We start from the raw sequence: 23,264 nt of genomic DNA, 5'->3' as shown, positions 1-23,264 counted from the left end.
TCACCGCGGCCGACGGGCGCGGGCTAACCAGGCGATGTTGCGCTGGCCAGCGGCTCGCCGACGTAGCGGGCCAAGACCGGACCCGCGATGGCCACAATGAAGATGTACGACGTACCCAGCGCTGCCACCTCTGGGATCGACGTGCCAATCAAGCCAACGATGATGAGGGAGAACTCCCCGCGGGCGATGAGCGCGGTGCCGGCACGCAATTGGCCCCGCCGGGCGACCCCATCGCGCCGCGCGGCGTACATCCCGGTAGCCACCTTTGTCGCGGCGGTGACAACCGCCAACGCCAGGGCGATCGGAAAGGCCGACAGCAGCTCTTTGGGCGCAACGGACAATCCGATTGCCAGAAAGAAGATTGCGGCGAAAAGGTCGCGCAGCGGGCTAAGCACCTTGCGCGCACGGTTCGCCGTCTCCCCGGTCAAGGTGAGCCCGACCAGAAACGCGCCGACCGCAGCCGAGGCATGCAGTAATTCGGCCATCGCGGCCACAATCAAGGTTCCCCCCAGGACCCTCAGCAGCAGTTGCTCGGAATCTGGGTGCCACACCAGTCGGCCGACATGGTGACCCCAGTAGTACGACGCGGCAAACGCCGCGACGAGTGCCCCCACAGCGGCCACCGTGCCCGCGACGGCATCTATCCAGGTGCCGCCCGATGCCAGCACCGAAAACAGCGGCAGGTAGGCGGCCATCGCGAAGTCTTCCAGCACCAGGACCGACAGCACAGCCGGCGTTTCCCGGTTGCCGAGCCGGCCCAAGTCCTCCAGCAGACGCGCGATGACCCCCGACGACGAGATGTAGGTGACGCCGGCGAGGCCCAGTATGGCGACGCCGTCTAATCCCAACAGCAAGCCGACCGCTGCGCCGGGCGTGGCATTGAGGATGATGTCGGCACCGGCGGAAGGCAGGTGGTGCCGCATGCTGGTGGCGAACTCGGTCACGGAGAATTCCAGACCCAAGATCAGAAGCAGCAAGACGACACCGATGGGCGCGCCCGTAATGATGAAGCCATCGGCAGCGGCTACCGGCAAGATGCCACCGTTGCCGAGCGCAAGACCCACCATCAGGTACACGGGTATGGGGGACAACGCGAAACGGCGGGCGATCGCGCCCAGAACAGCGAGCGTGACCAAGAGAGCGCCAAGTTGGAATAGCAGCGCCTCTGAAACTTGCACCGGATCAGCCTTTGTCGACGATCTGTTGGACTCCGGCGTTGCCTTCCTCGGTACCGATGACGATCAGGACATCGTGCGCCCGCAGGGTTTCATCCGGGCTCGGTGAGGCGAGCACATCCTCGTTGCGCACAATGGCGACGATCGAGGAGCCGGTGCGGGTACGGGCGCGGGTATCACCCAGCGGTCGGTCCACAAACGGGCTGCCCGGCCGAATCCGGATTTGACCGGCTTCGAGCCCAGGCACTTCACGAGTCAGTTCGGTGAACCGCTCAGCGATCCTTGGCGCACCAAGAATCTGGGCCACCGTCTCAGCTTCGTCACCGGCGAGATGAAAGATCGGCCGGGCCATGTCCGGATCGTCGCGGGCATACAAGCAAACCTCGAAATCACCGCCGCGATGCGCAATAATGCCGATCCGCTGACCCCTGTGACTGGTGAATTCGTACCGCAAACCGACCCCGGGCAGTAGCACCTCGTTGACGTCCATACCGCCAATCCTTGACGAAATGCCGCCGATAGAGAAGCCGGCCGCCCCCGACAGCCTGGCAGGCTAGCGCTTCTTCCCCGATTTCGGTGGCTTGGGGCCGCGACCTTGACGACGCGCGGCCTCACGCCGCTCGCGCCGGCTGGCACCCGCCGGTAAACCGGCCGGCGTCTTCGCTGTTGCACCGCCGTTGCGCTGCACTTGCGCCGAACCATCCTCTGCCGGCCCGGAATAGGTCAGGGCGGGCGACTCATTCGCAATACCCTTGGCACGCACGGCACTCGGAGCGGCTTCGCGCACCGGAGCGGCGACCGAATCCCCCTGCTGCGCGGTGGCCGCGGCCACCGTTGCGAACTCCGCGAGCTCTTCGGGTTCAGCGACGGGGGCAACCTCCGGGGCGGGCACAGCCTCCACAACGACGTTGAACAAGAACCCGACCGATTCTTCCTTCATCCCGTCGAGCATGGCCATGAACATGTCGTAGCCCTCGCGCTGATACTCCACCAGCGGATCGCGCTGCGCCATCGCTCGCAGCCCGATCCCCTCCTTGAGGTAGTCCATCTCATAGAGGTGCTCACGCCACTTGCGGTCGACGACGTTAAGCAACACGTTGCGCTCCAGCTGGCGCATGGCGCCCTCGCCGGCGATCTCTTCGAGCTCGGCTTCCCGTGCCGCATAAGCACGTTCGGCATCGGCAAGCAGCTCATCCAGTAACTCTTCACGAGTCAGCTCGTCGCGCTCGGAGTCCTCGTCTTGGCGCTTGAGCGCCTCCGCCTTGATCTCGACCGGATAGAGCGTCTTCAACGCCGTCCACAGTGCGTCCAGATCCCAATCCTCGGCATAGCCCTCGCTGGTCGCTCCGTCGACATAGGCGGTGATGACGTCTGCGAGCATGTCTTTGGCCTGCTGCGCCAAGTTCTCACCCTCAAGGATCCGGTGACGTTCGGCGTATACGACCTTGCGCTGCTGGTTCATCACTTCGTCGTACTTCAGCACGTTCTTGCGAACTTCGAAGTTCTGCTGCTCGACCTGCGTCTGCGCGCTCTTGATGGCCCGAGTAACCATCTTGGCTTCGATCGGCACGTCATCGGGCAGGTTCAGCCGGGTCAACAGTGTCTCCAGCGCGGCACCATTGAACCGGCGCATGAGCTCGTCTCCCAAGGACAGGTAGAAGCGCGACTCCCCCGGGTCGCCCTGACGACCGGAACGGCCGCGCAACTGGTTGTCGATACGGCGCGACTCGTGGCGCTCGGTGCCCAGCACATAGAGGCCACCGGCCTCGATCACGTCGGTGGCCTCCTTGCTGACCTCCTCCTTGACCAAGGGCAGCTCCTCGTGCCAGGCCTGTTCGTATTCGTCGTTGGTCTCCACTGGATCTAGGCCGCGGGCGCGCAGCCGCAGGTCGGTCAGAAAGTCGACGTTGCCACCCAGCACGATGTCGGTGCCGCGCCCCGCCATGTTCGTGGCGACAGTGATCGCGCCCCGGCGGCCAGCTTCGGCGATAATGGCCGCCTCTTGCTCATGATATTTGGCGTTAAGCACATTGTGCGGAATGCGTCGTTTGGTGAACTGCCGCGAAAGGTACTCCGACCTCTCGACGCTGGTGGTGCCGATCAGGACCGGCTGGCCTCGCTCGTAACGCTCGGCGACGTCGTCGACCACCGCGATGTATTTCGCTTCTTCGGTCTTGTAAATGAGGTCAGACTGGTCCCCGCGAATCATCGGCTTGTTGGTCGGGATGGTGACTACGCCGAGCTTGTAGATCTCGTGCAGTTCGGCCGCCTCCGTCTGGGCGGTACCTGTCATGCCGGCGAGCTTGGTATAGAGCCGGAAGTAGTTCTGCAGCGTAATGGTGGCCAGCGTTTGGTTCTCGGCCTTGATCTCGACGTGTTCCTTGGCCTCAATGGCCTGGTGCATGCCTTCGTTGTAGCGGCGGCCGATCAGTACGCGCCCGGTGAACTCATCGACGATGAGCACCTCACCGTCTCGGACGATGTAGTCCTTATCACGGCTGAACAGCTCCTTGGCCTTCAGCGCGTTGTTGAGGTAGCTGACCAGCGGCGAGTTGGCGGCCTCGTACAGATTGTCGATGCCGAGCTGGTCTTCGACGAACTCCACGCCCTTTTCGTGCACGCCGACGGTGCGCTTGCGCAGGTCGACCTCGTAGTGAACGTCCTTCTCCATCAGCGGCGCCAACCGGGCAAATTCCGTGTACCAGTTTGTCGCGCCGTCGGCCGGACCGGAGATGATCAGAGGGGTCCGGGCCTCGTCGATCAGAATCGAGTCGACCTCGTCGACGATCGCGAAGTTGTGTCCACGCTGGACGCACTCTTCTTGCGAATGGCCCATGTTGTCGCGCAGGTAGTCGAAGCCGAACTCGTTGTTGGTGCCGTAGGTGATGTCGGCGTTATAGGCGACGCGCCGCTCTTCAGGTGACATTTGTGCCAGGATTACGCCGACATCCAGGCCGAGGAAGCGATGGACGCGGCCCATCCATTCGCTGTCACGTTTGGCCAGGTAGTCATTGACGGTGACGATGTGCACGCCCTTGCCGCCCAGGGCGTTGAGGTAGGCCGGCAACACCGAGGTCAGCGTCTTGCCTTCACCGGTTTTCATCTCGGCGACGTTGCCCAGGTGCAGAGCGGCCGCGCCCATCACCTGCACCTCGAACGGGCGCTGATCGAGCACGCGCCAGGCCGCCTCGCGCGCCACCGCGAACGCTTCGGGCAGCAGATCATCGAGGTCTTCACCCTCGCGCAGGCGCGTCTTGAACTCGTCGGTCTTGGCCCTCAACTCGGCGTCGGTCAGCGACTCGACGTCGTCCGACAATGTGTTCACATAGTCGGCCACCTTCTTCAGGCGCTTGACCATGCGACCTTCGCCAAGGCGCAGCAACTTCGACAACACGGCAATGTCCCCTATGGGTAGGAGTCTTATTCGGTAAAGCGACTCCCATGGTAGGTGACGACCAAGCAAAGACCGCCGATCGCCGAAGCGACGAATCGACCCGGCCGGATCAAGCCAGCCGGATCAGGCAAGCCGAATCAAGCCAGCCGAATCAAGCCATAGTCGTAGCCGTGCCGACGGTAGACCACGGACGGGCGTTCGGTCTGTTCGTCGAAGAACAAAAAGAAGTCGTGTCCGACGAGCTCCATCTCGTAGAGGGCGTCATCGACGGACATCGGCTTTGCCGGGTGTTCTTTGGTGCGGACGATCCGCCCCGGCTGGCGTGGTTGCTTGTCCGGGAGCGCGCCATCGTGCTGGTGTGGCTGCGCGGGTTCATCGTCGAAAGCCTTTTCCGGCGGCGACACCAACGCCGTGGCCTTGGCCAACGAAACGGGAGTCTTGTCGCCATAGTGCACCTTGCGGCGATCCTTGCCGCGACGCAACCGGCTCTCCAACTTGACGACCGCCGACTCGAGGGCGGCATAGAAGCTATCGGCACAGGCCTCACCGCGGACCACTGGCCCCCGACCGCGGGCGGTAATCTCGACGCGTTGACATGCCTTGCGCTGGCGACGGTTACGTTCATGGTCGAGTTCGACGTCGAACAGGTAGATGGTTCGGTCGAAACGCTCCAACCGAGCGAGTTTCTGCGACACATAGGTGCGGAAGTGGTCAGGGATCTCGACGTTGCGGCCCTTGAACACGATCTCGGCGCCTGGCGCGGCTTCGACCTGCTCCTTTGTGCCCAACGATCGGTCCAGAATCTCACCGGAATCCACGGCTTGCCTTGACATACGTGACAACTCGTTTCTCTTTCCACGTCACACGCGCCCTGCGTGCCCGGCTTTCAGTTACGCGCCGACGGGGTGGGAGCGGTGCTAGCAACCTCACCGCTGCAGGCTGCCCGCCGGAGCAAGATGTCGAGTACTCACCTCCCACCGCGGACTAGTCAACCTGGCGAATCGCGACCGTGAGTCGCTAGATGTTGGCATCGACGTTAGCCGGTGTTCGTCCCACAGTGCCACCAATTTCGCAGACCTCTTGCGTGTCACAGCCTTCTCTTGGCAACTTCAAATGGAACTACGGGGTTCGAATGGAACTACGGGGTTCGAATGGAACTACGGGGTTCGAATGGAACTACGGGGTTCGAATGGAACTACGGGGTTCGAATGGAACTACGGGGTTCCGTCAGACAGCCGCGAGCGCCAACACCCCAGCTACCCCGATTCCGGCGGCATGCAGCGTCCGAACTGACTCGCGGGCCGTCGCCCCGGTGGTGACGATGTCATCAACGACCAGTACCTCAGTGCGAACTTCGGCGGCAAACCGCTGACCCCGCAGCACTACTCCACCCGCGATGTTACGCTCGCGTGCCGACGAGCCAAGGCCCACCGAGTCGCGAACCAACGCACGCATTCGCAAAGCTGGAACCACAGCGATGTCCGGGTGAGCGGCAACCGCAGTCTTCGTAATCCGGGTAACAGGGTCACCACCGCGACCCCGGGCCGCCCATGCCCGCGTTGGCGCAGGCACGATCGTCAACGGAGTCTCGAGCATGCCCCAGGCCAACAACCGGCGGATACCGACGGCCAGTGCGCGCGCCAGCGGGTTGACCATGTCGCGGCGGCCCTGCTCTTTGACCGCGAGTATCGCCCGGCGGCGGGCACCGGCGTACCGGCCCAGGGCGAATACCGGAACCCCGGGGTCAATGCGGGGACTCACCACGTGCGGTTCACCCTCAGCCACCACAAGCGCGCTCGCGCACACGGAACACCAGCGCGTGGATGACGCCCCGCAGCCGCCGCACTCCAACGGCAGGATGACGTCGAACACAGCGACAGTGTGCCGCCCGGCGGTGACACCCGGTCGCACGGCTTGGCGGATCAGTCAGAGCTTCGCAACAGCGATGGCCAGGTGAAGCTCAGTGCGCCTTGGCTCAATCTGGTGATGAGGTCTTCGAGATATCGCAGCGGCAACTCCGTTCGCCGCTCCGGCAGGAGAGCCGACAGCTGCAACGAATCCGAGCTCAGGCTGGCGCCGGTGATCAACAGACCGTGCGGCACGCCGGGTAGTGGCACCTGAAAAGCCGGAGCCCACGCCGGCAGGGTCCGACGCCGTTGACCGAGTATCACGGCTCGCGGCTGTAGCCACAGTGCCGTTCCCGAGGTCTTCTCCATCACGTCGACGTCTACCTCGAGCGCCCCCCAGCCAGGCCGGCGTGCCCAGCGAAGCCGGGCTCTGCCTTCCTCGGACACCTCGCTACGTAATTGGGGCACCCGTTGCTGCAGCAGATCATCGAACGACGCGGCCGGCAATGCGGAGGTCAACTCCACCGGAGCGGCCACGACCAGCGGCGGCACGCCCGGGCGAACGTGCATGTTGCGCAGGACCGCAACGGCGCTATGGAGGTGGTATTGGTCCCAGGTGATGTCGCGGGCGGCCACCCGGACGTCCCCGAGCTGTCCAACAGCCAGCCCCTGCGGCTCCAGTTCGGAGTCCAGCTCAGTGACAGTCAGCACGACATCATGGCTACCCATACGAACCGTGACCGTCTTGCCGACCAGGAGTTGCTGCAGCGTGAGGAATACCGTCCGGTAGGGCGTCGCGACCGCCTGGGCAGCTCCGACACCCACCGCCGATATGCCGGTCGACGACCACAACCCGGACAGCATGTCCAGCGCACGAAAGGAATCTTCCCAACGTAGGCGGGGAATACTGGGCGACATCGGCACGCGCCTCCTCACTGCGAGAGTAACCGTTGCGGTCAACCCTCGATAAGAGGCTCAGTCGGTCATCCCGGCAGTACCGGCGCCGCTCCGGGCATCGACAGTCCTGGCACCGCCGACCAGGCTTGCTGGCTTTCGGCGACCGACGCCGAGTACATCAGAAGGCCTTGCTGGCCCGTGACATACACCGTGGAGGGGTTGGCCGCGATGGCCGACAGCGGAGGGCGTAGTCCGCGAGCCGGCGCGTCGGAGTTCACCCCGTCGAGGTTTACATACGACACTGGATGGGAGGCATCGGTGCGGGTCACCACGATGTCGTCGCCGGTTCGCCAGGACAGCGACACCACCGACGAACCCAGCCCGAATCCCAGGCGCCGGGGATAGGTCAGGGCGAACTGGCCGGCCTGCGTCTGCTCGACGCCGGCGAGGATCACCTGCCCACCGATCACCATCGCCGCACGCGTCCCGCCACGGGACAGCTCAAGGTCGGTGATCGGCCCAGGAAACTGGCTGGTCACCGCGGTGGCATCCACGGGAATCTGCGCTGGCTGCCCCGAGGCGGGATCCTGGATAACCCGGAGCACGATGTTTTCATCAACCACCACCCAGACCGCCTCGTCCAGCGACCAGCTGGGCCGCGACAGGCGGCGCGCGTCGGCGGACTGCACCGCCTCGCCGCCAAGATCACCGATCCACAGGAATGACGCCATGTCCGGGGCATCAGGCCGCAGGGCAACCACCGACGCCACCCGACGCCCGCTACGCGACAGAGTGGCGCCCGTTTGGCCCGGCATCTGTCCAAAGGCTCCCGGGACGGTGCTGACAGTCTGACCGTCCAGCGCTACCAACGACCCGTCCACCAACGCGTGCAACCCGACGCTCGCGCCGTCGGCCACACCCGGGTCGGTGGTGGCGACATCGGAGGTCGTCCAGCCCTCGGCGAACTTGTCCTCGAGCGGGGCACCGTCGGCGTTGATCACATACGGCCCTCCCACATCGGCCCTCGCCAGCGTCCAAATGATCTGTGCGGCGAGCAGTTGCCGACTGTGAGGATCGGTGGTGGAGAGTTTCTCCAAATCGACGCGTGCACCTCCGTATCCGCGGCCAACCCCGCTCTTGCCGCCATCGGCGCGCGTCACCGGCCCACGTAGCCGGAGCGGCGGAGCGAGCAGATTACGCACCGTGTGCACCATCTCAGGACGTGGGCCCGCCAGCAGCTTGGAGACAAGCTCGGTGGCCAACTGATCGCTGTCAGACACCGCGACGTAGCGCGGATCGGGAACCACGGTCTGGCCGGTCGGATCAGCAAAGTACAGCGTGTGGCGTTTGTATGTCGCCTGAAACTGCTGCCAGTCCAGGAAGACTCCGTTGGGCAGGCGATCGATACGCCAGCCGCCGGAAGTCTTGACCAACTCGATCGGTCCCGGGTCGGGCAGCTGCCCCTCGGCTGTCTCGAACACGCCCATATCGGAGAGCGAGCCAAGAATATCCGCCCGCATGTTCACCGAAACCTTCTCATCACTGCGGGTCTCGACAAACACCACGTGGTCGATCAACAATGCGCTACCCGCGTCGTCCCAGTCCTTGGAAGCCGATTCGGTGAGGAACTGGCGCGCCGCCAGATGCCTGTTAGCCGGATCTGCTGTGGCCTTGAGGAATTCGCGCAGCAGTACGTCCGGATCCATACCGGGGGTCGGCATGGGCAGATTCGACGGCGCCGGTTGCTCCACCGTGCCGATGGCTTGCGGGGCAGAGGTGCTGGGGACGCTCGCGCAGCCAGCGAGCGGCAGTACGGCGAGCAGCAAGGCAAGGAACAACGAGGACCAAGACGCCAAGAGCCGCATCAGCCGATCCAGTCGGCATGCTCAGGCGGGCGCTGGCCCTCCTTGTGCTCAGGTTTGTGCTCAGGCTTCTGTTCCAGGCCGAGCGGTTGGGGCATCGGCGGCAGCGTCGGCTGCGGCGCGGGTTGCGGCAGCTGCTGCTGGACTTGCTGCGGGACTGGTTTCATGGGCAGCGGGCTGGTGGTGACCTTATGGCCCCGAACCAGCGGAAGTGTCAATCGGAAGCAGGCCCCCTGGCCGGGTTCGCCCCATGCCTCAAGCCGCCCCTGGTGCAAGCGTGCATCCTCGATGCTGATCGCCAGGCCCAACCCGGTGCCACCGGACCGACGCACCCGTGACGGGTCCGAACGCCAGAAGCGGCTGAACACTAGCTTCTCTTCGCCTGGCCGCAACCCCACTCCGTAGTCGCGAACGGTGACGGCGACCGTATCCTCGTCGGCGGCCATCCGAATCCGCACTGGGTGATGCTCGGCGTGGTCGATGGCGTTGGCAATCAGGTTGCGCAGGATCCGTTCTACCCGCCGGGCATCCACCTCGGCGATCACCTCTTCGGCAGGCAAATTCACCAGCAACTCGATACCGGCCTCCTCAGCCAGGTGACCCACATTGCCGAGCGCGTTGTTCACCATCGCGCGCAGGTCAACCGCCTCGACGGACAATTCAGCCACGCCGGCGTCGTGCCGCGAGATCTCCAGCAGTTCGTTGAGCAGTGTCTCGAATCGGTCCAGCTCGCTGACCAGCAACTCAGTGGAGCGCCGCAACGTCGGGTCCAGGTCGGAGCTGTGGTCGTAGATCAAGTCAGCGGCCATCCGCACGGTGGTCAGCGGCGTGCGCAGTTCGTGGCTCACATCGGAGGTGAATCGTCGCTGCAGGTTGCCGAATTCTTCAAGCTGGGTGATCTGCCTGGACAAACTCTCGGCCATGTCATTGAACGACACCGCCAGCCGCGCCATGTCGTCTTCACCACGAACCGGCATCCGTTCGGAAAGATGCCCCTCGGCGAACCGTTCGGCGATCCGCGACGCCGAACGCACCGGTACCACGACCTGGCGGGAGACCAGCAACGCGATGCCGGCGAGCAGCACCAACAGCACCAGCCCGCCGGTGGCCATCGTGCCGCGTACCAGCGTGATCGTGGCCTGCTCACTCGCCAAGGGAAAGATCAGGTACAGCTCCAGGTTGGCCACGCGTGACGACGTGGGAGTACCGACGATCAGCGCCGGCCCGGAGAAACCATCGGTGTGCACCGTCGCGTACTGATAGGCCGCCTGCCCTGCCGTGACGAAACCGCGCAACGCTTCGGGCACCTGATCGACGGGTCCGGCAGCAGACGCTGCCCGAGGCCCGTCACCCGGCACCATCAGCACTGCATCGAACGCTCCTGCGAGGCCCGCACCCGAGGCGGGGTCGGTTTTCGACGTCAGGGTGGTGCGGGCAAGTTGGAGGCTGCTGTCCAGGGAGCGCGTCTCCTCGCCTTTGACGATCCCGTTGACGGTGGTGCGTGCCCGCTCAATCTGGTCAATTGCGGCTCTGACCTTGACGTCGAGTACCCGGTTGGTGACCTGGCTGGTGAGTACAAAACCGAGCGCCAGGATCACTGCCAACGAGAGCCCAAGAGTCAGGGCCACGACTCGCAATTGCAACGACCGGCGCCAGGCGGCACCGACTGCGCGACGCAAAGCGCTCAAGCCGCGTGTCATGAGCCCGGAGCGACCCCACCGACTCCGGATGCGTCGCCGCGAGCCCCATATCATTGGCGCCGCTCCTCAGCATTGCGGTGCGCTGCATCGTCGCTGGCGCGGATCATTGGCGCCGCTCCTCAGCATTGCGACGCGCTGCGTCGTCGCCGGTGCGGATCACGGAGGTCCGGCCTTGTATCCCACTCCTCGAACGGTCAACACCACGGTCGGGTTCTCCGGGTCCTTCTCGACCTTGGCCCGCAGACGCTGGACATGCACATTCACTAAGCGAGTGTCAGCCGGATGACGGTAGCCCCACACCTGTTCGAGCAGCACATCACGAGTAAACACCTGGCGCGGTTTGCGTGCCAGCGCAACCAGCAAGTCGAATTCCAGCGGTGTTAGTGAGATCTGTTCGCCGTTGCGGGTGACCTTGTGTGCCGGCACATCGATGTCGACGTCGGCGATGGACAGCATCTCGGCGGGTTCGTCATCGTTGCGCCGGAGCCGCGCCCGCACGCGCGCGACCAACTCCTTGGGTTTGAAGGGCTTCATGATGTAGTCGTCAGCACCCGACTCGAGACCCAAGACCACATCAACGGTGTCGGTTTTTGCGGTCAACATCACAATCGGGACGCCGGAGTCGGCACGCAACACCCGGCACACATCGATGCCGTTCATGCCGGGCAGCATCAAATCCAACAGCACCAGGTCGGGGCGCAGCTCGCGCACCGCGGTAAGGGCCTGCGTGCCGTCGCCGATGACCGCGGTGTCGAAACCCTCCCCGCGCAACACGATGGTCAGCATCTCGGCCAGCGAAGCGTCGTCATCAACGACCAAAATCCTTTGCCTCATGGTCTCCATGGTGTCACCACATCGCGACAAAGCTAGGGCACCACACGGGCGTTTCTTGGTCGATAAGGGCAAATTCGGGCCAGATATCGCGAAATACCCGCCAATTCCCCTAGGTGATTGCCTCCGCTGGCGGTTGTGAGCCGGTCAAACTGGCGGCGAGCCGGCCCGGATCGACGTGCGAATCAACGACCAGCCAACGTCCACCCCACCCGGAGGCGGCCAGGTCGGCGTACGCCGCACCGGTGCGCTGCTGCAGTGCGTGGTCGCGTTCATAGCTGTCGCGCGCCCGGTCGGGATCGGTTACGGCCCGGCTGCGGGCTCGTTCCCCGGCCACCTCTGGTGACACCGCGAGCAGAACTTGCCAGTCCGGAGAGGGAAGGCCCAACCGCTGGTACTCGATCCGCTGCACCCACGCGACCGCCTCGCCAGCGGCAGTCTCATGCAGGCGCGCCGCACTGTAGGCCGCATTCGAGGCCACGTAGCGGTCCAGGATCACCACGTCATGCTCACGACACAACCCCTGGATGTCGTCGATCGCGCTGGCTCGGTCGAGCGCGAACAGCAACGCCATGGCGTAGACCGACGACGCGAGATCACCGTGCCCGCCATGAAGAGCCTCGGCTGCGATATCGGCGGTCAGCGATTGCCCGTAGCGCGGGAACGCCAGCGTGGCCACCGATTTCCCGGCTTGCTCGAAAGCCTTTCGTAGGCCTTCAGCCAACGTGCGCTTGCCGGCGCCGTCAACGCCTTCGATCGCGATCAGCACGGCGCGAACAACCGCCGATACTCAGTAGCGGTAGTGGTCCGGCTTGTAGGGACCCTCGACGTCAACCCCGAGGTATTCGGCCTGGTCCTTGGTCAACTTGGTCAGCTGGCCGCCCAGAGCCTCGACGTGGATGCGGGCCACCTTCTCGTCAAGGTGCTTGGGCAGCCGATATACCTCGTTGTCGTACTCGTCGTTCTTGGTCCATAGCTCAATCTGGGCGATCACCTGGTTGGCGAAGCTGTTGCTCATGACGAACGACGGGTGTCCGGTGGCGTTGCCAAGGTTGAGCAGCCGGCCTTCGGAGAGCACGATGATCGACTTGCCGGTGTCACCGAAAGTCCACTGGTCGACCTGCGGCTTGATGTTCAGCTTCGTCGCACCCGACCGCTCCAGTTCGGCCATCTGGATCTCGTTGTCGAAGTGGCCGATGTTGCCGAGGATCGCCTGGTCTTTCATCGCCTTCATGTGCTCGAGCGTGATGATGTCCTTGTTGCCCGTGGCGGTAACGATGATGTCGGCGTCGCTGATGACGTCCTCGACTCGCTGGACGTCGTAGCCCTCCATCAGGGCTTGCAGCGCGTTGATCGGGTCGACCTCGGTAACGACAACCCGAGCCCCCTGGCCTTTCACTGAATCCGCGCAACCCTTCCCGACGTCACCGAAACCGCAGATCAGCACCCTCTTACCGCCGATCAACGCATCGGTTCCGCGGTTGATCCCGTCGATCAGGGAGTGCCGGCAGCCGTACTTGTTGTCGAACTTGGACTTGGTCACCGAGTCGTTGACGTTGATCGCCGGGAAGGCCAAATCTCCGGCCGCGGCGAACTGGTACAGCCGCAGCACGCCGGTGGTGGTCTCCTCGGTGACCCCCTTGACCGAGTCGGCGATCTTCGTCCACTTGTCCTTGTCCGTCTCGAAGCGATTCCGCAGCAGGTTCAAGAAGACCTTCCACTCGGCGGGGTCGTCCTCCTCAGCGGGCGGCACCACGCCGGCCTTTTCGTACTGCATGCCGCGCAGCACCAGCATGGTGGCGTCACCACCGTCGTCGAGGATCATGTTGGCGGGCTCGCCGGGCCAGGTCAGCATCTCCTCGGCGCACCACCAGTACTCCTCGAGCGTCTCGCCCTTCCAGGCGAACACCGGGACACCCTTGGGCTCCTCGGGCGTGCCGTGCGGGCCGACGACAACGGCCGCCGCCGCATGGTCCTGAGTGGAGAAGATGTTGCACGATGCCCATCGGACCTCGGCGCCCAGCGAGGTCAGGGTTTCGATCAGCACTGCTGTCTGGACGGTCATGTGCAGCGAACCCGAGATCCGGGCACCCTTCAGCGGCTGCGCCTCGGCGTACTCCCGGCGCAGCGACATTAGACCCGGCATCTCATGCTCGGCGATCCGGAGTTCCTTGCGCCCAAAATCCGCGAGTGACAGGTCGGCGACTTTGAAGTCGATGCCATTGCGAACGTCGGGGGTCAGCGAGGTTTCGGTCGTCGTCATAGCGTGTTTCATCCTTGTTTTGGGGTCTACGGGGATCCGAGCGGGCTGCTTCGCCTACATACGCTCTTTAACCCACTGTAGCCGCCGACCGTCAGCCCCACGGTTCAGGGGACGTTGATGACCCCGTGGCGCTCCGCGAACGGTGTCATCAACCGGGCCAGATCCGCAGCCACGTCGTGGTCGGCCTCGGGCGGCATGGACACGTAGCTCAATGCCAACCGTACGATCGCCCGCGACAACACATTGGCGTCGTCGTCGCTGGTAGCCACCCAGCTGTGGGTGAATGCCGTCGCCAACCGCGCCGACGCGCGGGTGATGATGGGCGCGCTCTCGGTGGTAATCAATTGCAGCAGATCGGGCTTGGCGACACCGGTGAGCAGCGAGATGACCAATGGATCCGACGCCGACTCGGAGAAGAACGTCCGGAAGCCCTGCAGCAGGGCCGCGTAGATATCGCCAACATTGGCGTCCAGCGCCGCATGGACCGTGTCGACCAGCCGATCGGCCAGGCGCAGCGCGTAGCCCTGCGCCAAGCCCTGCCGCGACCCGAACTCGTTGTAGATGGTCTGGCGGCTGATCCCCGCGGCGCGCGCCACGTCGGACAGCGTGATCGCAGACCAGTCCCGGGTCAACAGCAGATCCCGCATCGCATCGAGGACCGAATCGCGCAGCAGGGCACGTGACGCCTCGGCGTAGGGAACCCGCTTCACAGGCGCGACAATAGCTGTTTTCGCAGCGGTCTTGGTGGTGATCACGGGCGAGCCACCTCCACCATCACGAAGTCCGACTTGGCTGCGCCGCAGTCCGGGCAGCTCCAGTCCTCGGGGATGTCGGCCCATCGGGTACCGGGCGCGATGCCGTCGTCCGGCCAGCCCAGCGCCTCGTCGTACTCGAAACCGCATTGAACGCACTGGAACAGCTTGTAGTCACTCATCTGCTGCTTTCACTCCTGTCGGATCTCGTCGAAATCTGGTTTCTCACGCACTGCGCAGTCGGGACAGCACCAGTCGTCGGGAATCTGCTCCCAGGCAGTGCCGGCTGGAAAACCCTCCCTGGCCTCACCTTTTGCCTCGTCGTAGACGTAGTCGCAAACCGGACACCGATAGGCCTTCGCCGTGACGCGGGTCACAGCGAAGCCCCTTGGCAGACGCCGTCTCGAACTCCGTGGCGGGCCAGCAGCTTCTCCCGGAGCCGGGGCTGCACGTTCACCTTGGTGATGTCGCCGCCGTAGTGCTCCAACACCCGGTGGTCCATGACCTTCCGCCACAGCGGCGGGAAGTAGGTCAGCGAGATCATCGACGCATACCCACTGGGCAGGTTGGGCGCGTCGGCCATGCTGCGCAGCGTCTGGTAGCGGCGCGTGGGGTTGGCGTGGTGGTCGCTGTGTCGTTGCAGGTGGTACAGGAAGAGGTTGGTGACGATGTGGTCGGAATTCCAGCTGTGCACGGGCGCACAACGCTCGTAGCGGCCGTTGGCCTTCTTCTGCCGCAACAGCCCATAGTGCTCGAGGTAGTTGACGGCTTCTAGGAGGCTGAAGCCGAAAACTGCCTGGATGATCACAAACGGAATCAGACCGGGGCCGAACACCGCGATCATCACACCCCACAACACCACTGACATCGCCCAGGCGTTGAGCACGTCGTTGGACAGATAGGTCGTGGGATTCCAGGGGCTACGACCCTGGCGGCGCACCCGCTGCGCCTCCAGCGAAACCGCGGACCGCATGCTGCCGATAACGCTGCGCGGCAGGAACTCCCAGAAGGTTTCGCCGAAGCGTGCCGATGCCGGGTCCTCCGGCGTGGAGACACGCACGTGGTGACCTCGGTTGTGCTCGATGTAGAAGTGCCCATAGCAGGTCTGCGCGAGGGTGATCTTGGACAGCCATCGCTCCAACGATTCCTTCTTGTGCCCCATCTCGTGGGCGGTGTTGATGCCGACGCCGCCCAGCACACCGACCGTGAGCGCGACGCCGATCTTGCCCGCCCAGCTCAACGACCCGTCAAAACCCAGCCAATCGAGGTTCGAGGCGGTGAACAAATACGCGCCCAAGACCACGCTGAGGTACTGGAACGGAACGTAGATGTAGGTGCAGTAGCGGTAGTACTTGTCGTTCTCCAGCCGCTCCATCACCTCGTCCGGCGGGTTCTGGCCGTCAGGCCCGAACCGCAGGTCGAGAAGCGGCAACAGGACGTACACCAGAATCGGCCCGATCCACAGGGGCACCTGCGCGGCGGCATGCCACCCGAGCTGGTTCATCCCCCAGATGATCGGCAGCATCACGAACAACGCGGTCGGGGCGATCAATCCCATAAGCCACAAGTAGCGCTTCTTGTCACGCCACTGCGTCTCGGGCACCTCCGACAGTTCGGAGCCGAATCTTGTGGTCATATGCCAAACCTCCTTGTGAGTCACACCACGTGAGGATGGACAATACGCCCGTTTGAGTCTTCTGTCTAGACATTAGAAGCTAGTTTGTAAACAAACTGTCCAAACATGCCCTATTTGACAACCGCGGCCTCCCGACGGCCCTGTACCGAGTGCCGGCGCCCGTAGCCCAGATAGATCGCGGTTCCGACCAACAACCAGACGGCGAATCTGACCCAGGTCAGGACCGTCAGGTTCAGCATCAGCCACACGCAGGCACAGATCGAGGCGATCGGGAGCAGCGGCACCCAGGGCGCCCGGAACCCGCGCTGCAGGTCCGGCCGGGTACGGCGCAGCACGATCACCCCCGCCGACACCAGGATGAAGGCGAAAAGTGTGCCGACGTTGACCATCTCTTCCAGCTTGACTATCGGAAACACCGAGGCTGTCGCGGCCACCACCACCGCGACCAACGCCGTGATCCGCACCGGCGTGCCGCGTGAACCAGTCTTCGCCAACTGCCGCGGCAACAGGCCGTCGCGCGCCATCGCAAACAACACCCGACACTGCCCCAGGACCAGCACCATGATGACGGTGGTAAGTCCCGCAAGCGCGCCGACGGAAATGATGCCGCTGGCCCAGTGCACCCCGTTGGCTTCGAACGCGGTGGCCAGGTTCGCCGAATGGCCGCCTGGTCCCGTCTTGAGGCCGGAATAAGGAACCATGCCCACAAGCACCACCGACACCGCTACGTAGAGCACGGTGACGACCCCCAGCGACGCCAGAATCCCGCGGGGGATATCTCGCTGGGGACGCTTGGTCTCCTCTGCCATGGTGGCCACGATGTCGAACCCGATAAAGGCAAAGAACACGATCGATGCCCCTGCCAACACGCCAAACCAGCCGTAATTGCTTCCGTGCGCTCCGCTCAGCAGCGACAGCATCGATTGGTGGGCACCGTATCCACCGTGTCCGCTTTTGGGCTCAGGGATGAGCGGTGAGTAATTGGCAGGCTTGATGTAAAAGGCACCGACGATCACAACCAGGATCACCACCGACACCTTGATCGCTGTGACCACCGCCGAAAACCGAGACGACAGTTTGGTGCCCCATGCACACAAGGACGCGACCACCGACACGATCAGCAGCGCACCCCAGTCGAAATTGAAGGATCCGAGATGGGCGATGCCACCGCCAAATCTCAATACTGCGCCTAGGTAGCTGGACCACCCCTTGGCGACCACGGCGGCGGCAACGGCCAATTCCAACAGCAGGTTCCAGCCGATCACCCAGGCGAGAAACTCGCCGAAGGTGGCGTAGGAGAAGGTATACGCGCTACCCGCCACCGGCAGCGTCGATGCGAATTCCGCGTAGCACAGCGCCGCCAACGCACACGTGCCCGCCGCGATCAGGAACGATATCCAGATGGCCGGGCCGGTGATGTCGCCGGCAGTCGATGCGGTCACCGTAAAGATGCCGGCGCCGATCACCACCGATACACCGAAAACAACAAGGTCCCGCCAGGTGAGATCCTTGCGGAGGCGAGTGCTGGGCTCGTCAGTGTCAGCGATCGATTGCTCCACCGACTTCATGCGCCGTCGACCGGCCATCCGATGCTTCCTCTCGCGCTATTTGTGACCGCACAGTACTTGGGTAATCTGCGGGAATGCGGGGGAGCTTGGCCAAGAGCTTGCCCAGGCGGCCACGAAACCCGAATGGCCACGGGGCAGACCACGCTGTGGTCATCGGGGCCAGCGTCGCCGGGTTGTGTGCAGCGCGGGTGCTGTCGGACTTCTACTCCAAAGTTACTGTTTTCGAACGCGACGAGCTGCCGGGCGCACCGGCCACCCGGGCCACGGTCCCGCAGGACCGACATCTACACCTGTTAATGGCCCGCGGGGCACAAGAACTCGACAGCCACTTCCCGGGCCTGCTGAACGACATGGTGGCTGCTGGCGTGGCGATGTTGGAGAACCGTCCGGACTGCATCTACCTGGGCGCCGCCGGTCACGTCCTCGGGACGGGCCACACGCTACGCAAAGAGTTCACGGCCTATGTGCCCAGCAGGCCGCACTTGGAATGGCAGCTGAGACGCCGCGTTCTCGACATCGACAACGTTGAGATCGTGCGCCGCCGGGTCACCGAGCCGACATTCGAGCGCACACACCAGCGAGTTACCGGCGTGCTCCTGGATCCCGCCGGTCCAGCCGAAGACGCCGGGGCCGACCGGGAAGACCTAGCTGACGGGGAATTCGTCGCCACCGACCTCGTTGTCGACGCCGCGGGCCGTGGTACCCGGCTGCCGGTGTGGTTAGCACAGTGGGGGTATCAGCGGCCGGCCGAAGAGACGGTGGACATCGGGATCAGCTATGCCACCCACCAGTTCCGCATCCCCGATGGCCTGATCCGGGAGAAGGTTGTCGTCGCCGGCGCTTCGCACGATCAGTCGCTCGGGCTGGGCATGCTGTGCTACGAGGACGGCACCTGGGTCCTGACCACATTCGGTGTGGCCCATGCGAAACCGCCGCCGACCTTCGACGAGATGCGTGCGCTCGCGGACAAGCTGCTGCCAGCTCGATTCACCGCCGCGCTAACGCAGGCCGAGCCCCTCGGCGAAACGGCATTTCACGCTTTTCCGACCTGCAGATGGCGCCGGTACGACAAGGTCGACCGCTTCCCTGTCGGCATCATCCCGCTGGGCGATGCGGTGGCTAGCTTCAATCCCACCTTCGGGCAGGGCATGACGATGACGGTGCTACAGGCCGGCCATCTGCGACGGGCTCTGGAATCGGGCGCCGAACTGGCTAGCTTCCTCAATCACGCTACCGCGAAGACTACATATCCGGTGTGGATGATGAACGCGATCGCCGACATCAGTTTCCACCATGCCGTCGCCGAGCACGTACCTCGGTGGTGGCGACCGGCCGGCTCGCTGTTCGACCAATTCCTCGGCGCCGCCGAAACGGATCCCGTTCTCGCCGAATGGTTTCTGCGGCGGTTCTCACTACTGGACAGCCTCTACATGGTGCCGTCGGCGCCGATCATCGGACGCGCTATCGGTCACAATTTGCGGCTGTGGCTGCGCGAGCGTCGGACACGACGACAGTTCGCTACAACCCAACCGTCGCCCTGAACACCTTGGTCGGCTGCGCGGCAGCAAGCCGGATCGGGCCGTCGTCGGCAGCGAACCAGGCAGCCGCGCCGCGTTCCAGCGTGAGTGCGCCGCCCTTCGCGTGAACCGTCGCCGAACCTTCCGCACACAACAAGATCTGGGGACCGTCGTGACGGCAGGACGCGTCGACCTCATGGCCGAGATGATCACCGTCGAGCACTATGAGCGACACCGCGAACTCGTCAGTCGGGGTTTCGTAGACCAACGCGATTCCCTCGCGGCGAAGTGGTGGCCGCAGCTGCTCCTCCCCGGTGGGAGTGAAGTCCAGGACCCGCAGTAGCTCGGGCACATCGACGTGCTTGGGGGTGAGGCCCCCCCGTAACACGTTGTCGGAGTTGGCCATAACCTCCAGCGCAAAACCACGCAAATAGGTGTGCAGATTGCCGGCCGGCAGGAAGATCGCTTCGCCGGGCGCCAGGCTGACTCGGTTGAGCAACAACGCCGCCAACACGCCAGCGTCGCCCGGATAGCGTTCTCCGAGTTCCAGCACCGTTTTGGCTTCGGACGCAAATTCCGTGGCGCCGGAACTGACGTATTGAATGGCGCCATCGAGCACGGCGGGCACCAACACGTCGATGTCGGGCTGGGGTGCAGTGATCCAGGTGGTGAACAGCGCACGCAGACCGTCGGCGTCGGACTGATCGCTCAGCAAGTCGATGAACGGGTCGAGATCGGAGACGGCCAACGCCTGCAACAACTCGCTGGTGCCGGCCGCCTGCCGAAATCCGGCCAGTGCCTCGAACGGCTGCAGCGCCACCAACAACTCGGGCTTATGACTGGTGTCACGGTAGTTGCGGACCGGCGACGACACCGGAATGCCCCGTCGTTCTTCGCGGCGAAAACCCTCGACCGCCTGCGCGGAGCTGGGATGGGCCTGCAGTGACAGCGGCTCGTCGGCCGCGAGCACTTTAACGAGGAAAGGCAGCACGTCACCGAACCGGGCACGCGATGCCGGGCCGAGCTGTCCTTCCGGATCGGCGACCAGCGCATCGAGCAAGGAGACTTCGCCATTCGCGGTTTCCAGCCTGGCCGGGTCACCCGGATGCGCTCCAAACCAGAGTTCGGCCTCGGGATGAGCGGCCGGCATCGGCCGCCCGGTGAATTCGGCGATGGCGGTGCGCGACCCCCAGGCGTAGGTCCGTAACGCTCCGCGTAGCAGTTCCACCGTCTATCTATCCCCGCACTATCCTTGCACCAGTCGCAAGTAAACCGCGGCCATCTCTAGCCGGACCGCCAATACTGCCAGTTGCTGTTCAGCGCGTTCCGAGACAGTCGGGCCTGCTGGCACGAGTGCACCGCCAGGCCCAACGGTGCCGCCAGGTGCATCAGGGATTTCGGGCACGTCCTGGGCCACGATCACATCAACGTCGTCAAGCCCAGCAACCCGCGCACTCACCACCGTCCGCTCCCCGGCCAGGGCCAACGCCAGCACGCGAAGGCGGTCGGGGAGCGGCCCGTCGATGTCCTCGTCATGGAACAAGGAGTCAGGCGAGTTTCGTCGGCCGTTGGCTCGTGCGGTGCGGAGCCCCACGACCGCATCCGCCAGTCCAGTGGCCGCCGCCACCTGCTGCGCGATCCGCAGCAATATCGAACTGCCATGGCGAGCCAGCGCCAAAGTGGCGGCGTTGTCGCCTGCCAGTGCGATTCCTCGATTGGACATGCGAGCAGCGACAGTCTTGGCCGGATTGGTGAACAGCTCGCGGCCGGCACTGTTGCGGAGCACCTCAGCATCCAGTTCGTCTGCCATCAGCCCAAGATCGATCGGCAGCTTGGAGTCCACAATGTGCAGTGCGGCCAAGCCCGCGGCCAAGTAGCGGCACAGACCGAACTCATCGGGGATTGGCAACCGTGGCGCCAGAACCGCGACACGGCCGGCTGTGGCGTCCCGCAGCGGACCCTCGTATGGGGCCACCACGACGACCCGTGCTCCCCGACGTACCCCGGTCGCTGCGGCGCCGACCAACACCGGATCGCCAGGATCGTCGCCGGCGACGACCAGCACATCAAGTGGCCCGACCCACGGCGGCGCCTCGGTGACGACCACAATCGGCTCGGCGGCGTTAGCACCCAACGTCGCGGCCAGGATCGCGCCGGCAGTCTCGGCAGTACCGCGGCCGGCCACCCAGATCAGCGTGCGCGGTCGGTCCGCGCCGCGCAGCGAGGCCAGCTCACCTTCGTCCATGGCAGCCACGATTGCCCGCACCTGCGCGCCGGCCGTCGACGCGGTGCGCAACAAGCCATCCCGGTCGGCAGCCATCAGGCCATCGGCGTCTTCGAGATCGATCGCCCGAATGGCGTTCACAGTCCCGCCCCGTCGCGCACCTTGTGGGCCGCGATTGCAGCGCTGACTTTGTCGACGACCGCGTCGACGTCCCCGGCACTGCGTCCCTCGACATTGAGTCGTAGCAACGGTTCGGTGTTAGAGCTACGCAGGTTGAACCAGCTGCCCTCACCCAGATCCACGGTCACCCCGTCCAGATGATCGAGCGACTGGATGCGGCTGCCGAACGACTTCAGCACGGCCTCCATACAACCCGACGCGTCGGAAACGGTGAAGTTGATCTCGCCGGAGGACTCGTAGCGTTGGTAGTCGGCGGTCAACTCGGACAACGGTCTATCTTGCTCGCCGAGAGCGGCCAGCACGTACAGAGCGGCCAGCATTCCGGAATCAGCGCCCCAGAAGTCGCGAAAATAGTAGTGCGCGGAATGTTCACCACCGAAAATCGCGCCGGTGTCCGCCATGAGCGCCTTGATATAGGAGTGCCCGACCCGTGAGCGCAGCGGCGTGCCGCCGCGCTCGAGAACCAACTCGGGCACTGCTCGTGACGTGATCACGTTGTGAATCACGGTTGCCCCGGTCTCGCGGTTGAGCTCGCGCAACGCCACCAAGCTGGTCACCGTGGACGGCGAGACCGGCTCTCCTCGTTCGTCGACCACAAAGCAGCGATCGGCGTCACCGTCGAAGGCCAGCCCGATATCGGCGCCGGTGTCGCGCACGTAAGCCTGCAGATCTACCAGGTTCGTCGGATCCAGGGGGTTGGCCTCATGATTGGGAAACGATCCGTCCAGCTCGAAGTACAAGGGCAACAACGTGATCGAATCGATCACACCGAGAACGGCCGGTGCTGTGTGGCCGGCCATGCCGTTGCCGGCATCGACCGCGACCCGCAAGGGACGTAACCCGGCGGTGTCGACCAGCGATCGCAGGAACTCCCCGTAGCGAACCAGCAAGTCCTCGTCGGCGATGCTCCCTGGCCCACCGGGCGGCCGGTCATCGTGTCCGATCCCGTCGACCAGGTTGTCGCGGATCGCGGCCAATCCGGTATCGGCACCGACAGGTTTGGCGGCGGCCCGGCAGAGCTTGATGCCGTTGTATGCCGCCGGGTTGTGGCTGGCAGTAAACATCGCACCGGGGCAATCCAAGAACCCGGAGGCGAAGTAGAGCTGATCGGTTGATGCCAAACCGATTCGCACGACGTCGAGGCCCTGGCTGGTGACCCCGGTTGCGAAAGCGGACGCGAGCGACGGCGAACTGTCCCGCATGTCGTGGCCGATCACCACCTGTCGGGCGTTCTCACCTCGCATCAACCTCGCAAATGCGGCGCCGAGGTCGGTTGCCAGCGACTCGTCGAGCTCGTCGCCGACCAACCCGCGCACGTCGTACGCTTTGATGACACGATTGACAGCCGCGGCGGGCCAAGACATGCGCGTGGGCTCCTGACGACCTGGGAACGTTCGACTCTTGGCCGCCAGCCTATC

Annotated in this window: 20 protein-coding genes; 1 reads left to right on the top strand and 19 read right to left on the bottom strand. The window is 64.4% G+C overall.

Features of this window, described 5'->3' with window-relative positions; all coding sequences use genetic code 11:
- Positions 1–23: 23 nt before the first annotated feature.
- The 16 genes from F6B93_RS05600 to F6B93_RS05525 form a co-directional block, all read right to left on the bottom strand.
- Positions 24–1,178, bottom strand: coding sequence for a cation:proton antiporter (locus tag F6B93_RS05600; RefSeq protein ID WP_211698208.1), 1,155 nt, complete (start codon positions 1,176–1,178; stop codon positions 24–26).
- A 4-nt stretch (positions 1,179–1,182) separates the two neighbouring features.
- Positions 1,183–1,665 carry a cation:proton antiporter regulatory subunit gene (locus F6B93_RS05595; protein WP_211698207.1) on the bottom strand — a complete coding sequence of 161 codons (483 nt, stop codon included), beginning with the start codon at positions 1,663–1,665 and terminating at the stop codon, positions 1,183–1,185.
- 63 nt (positions 1,666–1,728) lie between these two features.
- Positions 1,729–4,569 carry a preprotein translocase subunit SecA gene (secA, locus tag F6B93_RS05590; RefSeq protein ID WP_211698206.1) on the bottom strand — a complete coding sequence of 947 codons (2,841 nt, stop codon included), beginning with the start codon at positions 4,567–4,569 and terminating at the stop codon, positions 1,729–1,731.
- Positions 4,570–4,706: 137 nt separating this feature from the next.
- On the bottom strand, positions 4,707–5,402 hold the full coding sequence (gene hpf / locus F6B93_RS05585) for a ribosome hibernation-promoting factor, HPF/YfiA family (protein ID WP_211698205.1): 696 nt from the start codon (positions 5,400–5,402) through the stop codon (positions 4,707–4,709).
- Between the two features lie 394 nt (positions 5,403–5,796).
- Positions 5,797–6,441 carry a ComF family protein gene (locus F6B93_RS05580; RefSeq protein ID WP_211698204.1) on the bottom strand — a complete coding sequence of 215 codons (645 nt, stop codon included), beginning with the start codon at positions 6,439–6,441 and terminating at the stop codon, positions 5,797–5,799.
- Positions 6,442–6,491: 50 nt separating this feature from the next.
- Positions 6,492–7,334 (bottom strand): LmeA family phospholipid-binding protein, encoded by an 843-nt coding sequence (locus tag F6B93_RS05575; RefSeq protein ID WP_211698203.1) that lies wholly within the window; start codon positions 7,332–7,334, stop codon positions 6,492–6,494.
- A gap of 65 nt (positions 7,335–7,399) precedes the next feature.
- Positions 7,400–9,178 (bottom strand): MtrAB system accessory lipoprotein LpqB, encoded by a 1,779-nt coding sequence (gene lpqB, locus F6B93_RS05570; protein ID WP_211698202.1) that lies wholly within the window; start codon positions 9,176–9,178, stop codon positions 7,400–7,402.
- A complete protein-coding gene (gene mtrB / locus F6B93_RS05565; protein WP_211698201.1) occupies positions 9,178–10,929 on the bottom strand; it encodes an MtrAB system histidine kinase MtrB in 1,752 nt (583 codons plus the stop codon). The genes lpqB and mtrB overlap by 1 nt, the downstream gene beginning before the upstream one ends.
- Before the next feature lie 102 nt (positions 10,930–11,031).
- Complete coding sequence (mtrA, locus tag F6B93_RS05560; protein WP_065048905.1) at positions 11,032–11,718, bottom strand: two-component system response regulator MtrA; 687 nt, start codon at positions 11,716–11,718, stop codon at positions 11,032–11,034.
- Between the two features lie 100 nt (positions 11,719–11,818).
- Positions 11,819–12,475, bottom strand: a complete 657-nt coding sequence (locus F6B93_RS05555; RefSeq protein ID WP_211698200.1) for a dTMP kinase — start codon at positions 12,473–12,475, stop codon at positions 11,819–11,821.
- A gap of 21 nt (positions 12,476–12,496) precedes the next feature.
- Positions 12,497–13,969, bottom strand: a complete 1,473-nt coding sequence (gene ahcY / locus F6B93_RS05550; RefSeq protein ID WP_211698199.1) for an adenosylhomocysteinase — start codon at positions 13,967–13,969, stop codon at positions 12,497–12,499.
- 104 nt (positions 13,970–14,073) lie between these two features.
- The gene (gene alkX / locus F6B93_RS05545) at positions 14,074–14,679 is read right to left on the bottom strand and encodes a TetR family transcriptional regulator AlkX (protein WP_246541013.1); all 606 of its coding nucleotides are present in this window, start codon (positions 14,677–14,679) and stop codon (positions 14,074–14,076) included.
- Between the two features lie 41 nt (positions 14,680–14,720).
- Positions 14,721–14,903 (bottom strand): rubredoxin, encoded by a 183-nt coding sequence (locus F6B93_RS05540; RefSeq protein ID WP_211698197.1) that lies wholly within the window; start codon positions 14,901–14,903, stop codon positions 14,721–14,723.
- 9 nt (positions 14,904–14,912) lie between these two features.
- Complete coding sequence (locus F6B93_RS05535; protein ID WP_211698196.1) at positions 14,913–15,098, bottom strand: rubredoxin; 186 nt, start codon at positions 15,096–15,098, stop codon at positions 14,913–14,915.
- On the bottom strand, positions 15,095–16,357 hold the full coding sequence (locus F6B93_RS05530) for an alkane 1-monooxygenase (RefSeq protein WP_211698195.1): 1,263 nt from the start codon (positions 16,355–16,357) through the stop codon (positions 15,095–15,097). Before F6B93_RS05530 ends, F6B93_RS05535 begins: the two co-directional genes overlap by 4 nt.
- A gap of 110 nt (positions 16,358–16,467) precedes the next feature.
- Positions 16,468–17,943, bottom strand: a complete 1,476-nt coding sequence (locus F6B93_RS05525) for an APC family permease (protein ID WP_211698194.1) — start codon at positions 17,941–17,943, stop codon at positions 16,468–16,470.
- 128 nt (positions 17,944–18,071) lie between these two features.
- Between F6B93_RS05525 and F6B93_RS05520 the strand changes: the two genes are divergently transcribed.
- A complete protein-coding gene (locus tag F6B93_RS05520) occupies positions 18,072–19,466 on the top strand; it encodes an FAD-dependent oxidoreductase (RefSeq protein ID WP_211699293.1) in 1,395 nt (464 codons plus the stop codon).
- On the opposite strand, the gene manA is transcribed toward F6B93_RS05520, so the two are convergent.
- From manA to F6B93_RS05505, 3 genes are read right to left on the bottom strand one after another with little or no spacing between them, the layout of a single operon-like run.
- Entirely contained in the window at positions 19,444–20,670 is a 1,227-nt protein-coding gene (gene manA, locus F6B93_RS05515) for a mannose-6-phosphate isomerase, class I (protein WP_211698193.1), read from the bottom strand. The genes F6B93_RS05520 and manA overlap by 23 nt on opposite strands.
- An 18-nt stretch (positions 20,671–20,688) precedes the next feature.
- Positions 20,689–21,807: a TobH protein gene (locus F6B93_RS05510; RefSeq protein ID WP_211698192.1), complete on the bottom strand. Its 1,119-nt coding sequence runs from the start codon at positions 21,805–21,807 to the stop codon at positions 20,689–20,691.
- Entirely contained in the window at positions 21,804–23,210 is a 1,407-nt protein-coding gene (locus F6B93_RS05505; RefSeq protein ID WP_211698191.1) for a phosphomannomutase/phosphoglucomutase, read from the bottom strand. Before F6B93_RS05505 ends, F6B93_RS05510 begins: the two co-directional genes overlap by 4 nt.
- Between the last annotated feature and the right edge of the window lie 54 nt (positions 23,211–23,264).

It is taken from the genome of Mycobacterium spongiae (assembly GCF_018278905.1).
GTDB lineage: Bacteria > Actinomycetota > Actinomycetes > Mycobacteriales > Mycobacteriaceae > Mycobacterium > Mycobacterium spongiae.
The sequence above is the reverse complement of the archived record's forward strand: the minus strand, read 5'-3'. Positions and strand labels throughout refer to the sequence as shown.